Source organism: Pigmentiphaga sp. (genome assembly GCF_019689535.1).
GTDB lineage: Bacteria > Pseudomonadota > Gammaproteobacteria > Burkholderiales > Burkholderiaceae_B > Pigmentiphaga.
Window position 1 is genome coordinate 1 of record NZ_JADGHH010000320.1, and the last position, 2,510, is coordinate 2,510.

Genomic DNA, 2,510 nt, shown 5'->3' on the forward strand with positions numbered 1-2,510 from the left:
AGGCGGCCCTGCCCCGGCCCCTCCCAACGGTTACCTGCGGGCGGCGGCGCGCGCCTCGACGCGCTCCTGGCGCGCCAAGAGCCTGCGCGCGCGCTCGATCACCGGGATGTCGATCATCTTGCCATCCAACTGGAACGACGCGCGTCCCTCCGCCTGGGCCTGGTCCGCCGCCGCGATGACGCGCTTGGCGTAGGCCAGTTCGTCCGGCCGCGGGCCGTATTCCTCATTCACGATCGCGACCTGCCCGGGATGGACGCAGCTCGCGCCATCGAAACCGAATTGCCGCGACCGGCGGACCATGGCGCGGAATTTTTCCCAGTCGGAGAAGTCGGCCACCGTCCCGATGTACCCCAGGGGCATGACGCCGGCCGCGCGCGCGGCGAGGATCATGCGCTGCTTGGGCATGAGCAGGGCTTCGTCGGTCGGCTCGAAGCCGCCGTTCAAGGCGAAGTCCTCGCCACCGATGTTCATGGCCGCCACGCGCGGCGATGCGCGCGCGATGTCGGTCATCTGCTCGAACGCCTCGGGAGTCTCGATCATCAGCAGGAACCGCGTCTTGCCGAGCGGCACGCCCCGCTCGGATTCCAGCTCGGTCACCAGCTCGTCGAGCAGGCGCACGTGCGAAGGGCCGTCCACCTTGGTGATGGCGATGCCGTCGACCTCGGCGCACACGCTGGCCTCGATGTCGCGCACGCATAGGGCGAGCGGCCGGTTCACACGCACCAGCACGTCGGCACCGCCCTGCCGCACGTGGGCGGCGGCGCTCGCCACGGCGCCGCGCGCCGCCTCCTTTTCACCGGCCGGCACGCTGTCTTCCAGATCCAGCAGGATGGCGTCCGCGCCACGGGTGTGCGCCTTCTCGATGAAGCGCGGCACGTTCGCCGGCACATACAGCAACGACCGCCACACCGGCAGGTCGCGTCGTTTGGCCATCTCGGCCATGCTCGTCGTCATGTCTTCCTCCCCTACTCACGCTGCGGCCGGATGCGCCGCCCGGGTCGCCACCCCTTGCAAGGTGGTCTTGCCGCTCTCGGTCACCACGCGGAATGCAATCGTGCCCGGTTCATCGCCGGTACGGCTTTCAACGTGGAACACCTCGCCTTCGAACAGCGGCGCCGTGTTGCGCGTCGATATGCGCGCCAACCGCACGCCCTCCCAGGCCTCGTAGAGGTGTTCCGTCGCGCACAACGTGGACAGCCCGCCATTGACGACCAGCCCGGGATACCCTTCCACCTGCGTGGCATAGGGCTGGTCGTAGTGGATGCGATGGCCGTTGAAGCAGAGCGCACTGTAGCGAAACAGCATGACCGTATCCGCGACGATGGGATCGGAGCGCCGCTCGGCCTGGAATTCCGGCGCACCCTTGGCAGCCCCTTGCTTGCCCAGCGTGCTGTCGCGATACACCACGTCCTGCTCTTCGATCACCGCCGTGCCTGCCGCATTGCTGACCACGTGGCGCACGGTCACGAACACCAATGGGCCGGAACTGCCTTGCTTGGGCGTGACCGAGGCGATGGTCGAAACACGCTCAAGCTCGTCGCCGATGCGAATGGGCGCGACGAACTCGATGCGCTTGCCCGCAAACATGCGCTTGGGCAGCGGCACGGGCGGAAGGAAATCGCCCAGCGCGGGATGCCCATCGCGGCCCAGCTGCGAGCGTGGCACCACGCGCGGAAACAAGACGCTGTACCACATCTGCGGCAGTTCGTCCCCGCGGGCGAACGAGGTGCCGCGCCGCGCTTCCAGGGTGGCCGACAGGCGCTCAGCCAGCTGGGGCGTGACGACATCGGCATTGGTCTCGCTTCGGCCAACCCAGGCTTGCAGCGCTTCGAGCGCCGAGGAAGAAGAATCTGAAGTCACGGTGATGCCTCGCTGGAATGACAGAGTGATGTGCGCATCGTAGAGTCATTCTCCGTTTCCGGGAAATGATAAATTGGGCAAGTCCATTCCAAATGGGAATTACCTTCCTTCCATTGCCTTGCCTTTCATGAAGCTCCAGCAAATCCGGGCCTTCTGCGCCGTCGTGGATCACGACATGAACGTTTCGCGGGCGGCCCGCAGCCTGAACACCACGCAGTCGGCAGTCAGCAAGCAGCTCGGACAGCTGGAAGAAAGCCTCGGCGTCGCACTGCTGGTCCGGGCCAAGAGCCGCATCCTCGGACTGTCCGACGTCGGCCGGCAGGTGTTGCATTGCATGCGCGGCATCCTGGCCGCCACTGAGGATATCTCCCACATTGTGTCGGACCACCGGCGCGAAGCGAGCGGGCGGCTCGCCATCGCGACCACGCATACGCATGCGCGCTATGCCTTGCAGGACATCATCGCCGCATTTGCCAAGCGCCACCCCGGCGTCGGATTGCACCTGGTGCAGGCGACGCCCTCGGAAATCGCCGACCTAGTCGCTGCCGGGGAAATGGACCTCGGCCTTTCGACGGCACCGATCGTCCGGTCGATCATCTATTCCCGACCAGCACCGTGTACGTGCTGGTCCGGCGCGGTGCCTACTGGCC

General features: G+C 66.6%; 3 protein-coding genes. 1 reads left to right on the forward strand and 2 read right to left on the reverse strand.

From position 1 onward, the window contains the following. Nucleotides 1–30: 30 nt before the first annotated feature. Both IRZ12_RS17255 and IRZ12_RS17260 read right to left on the reverse strand, forming a co-directional pair. On the reverse strand, nucleotides 31–954 hold the full coding sequence (locus tag IRZ12_RS17255) for a CoA ester lyase (protein WP_296471248.1): 924 nt from the start codon (nucleotides 952–954) through the stop codon (nucleotides 31–33). A gap of 15 nt (nucleotides 955–969) precedes the next feature. Further along, the gene (locus IRZ12_RS17260) at nucleotides 970–1,860 is read right to left on the reverse strand and encodes a MaoC family dehydratase N-terminal domain-containing protein (protein WP_296471250.1); all 891 of its coding nucleotides are present in this window, start codon (nucleotides 1,858–1,860) and stop codon (nucleotides 970–972) included. Between the two features lie 127 nt (nucleotides 1,861–1,987). Between IRZ12_RS17260 and IRZ12_RS17265 the strand changes: the two genes are divergently transcribed. Further along, a partial coding sequence (locus tag IRZ12_RS17265) for a LysR family transcriptional regulator (protein ID WP_296471253.1) occupies nucleotides 1,988–2,510 on the forward strand: 523 nt, incomplete at its 3' end.

Coding starts and splice junctions, on each gene's coding strand:
- IRZ12_RS17255 (WP_296471248.1), bottom strand. CDS start 954: ATGACGACGAGCATGGCCGAGATGGCCAAACGACGCGACCTGCCGGTG.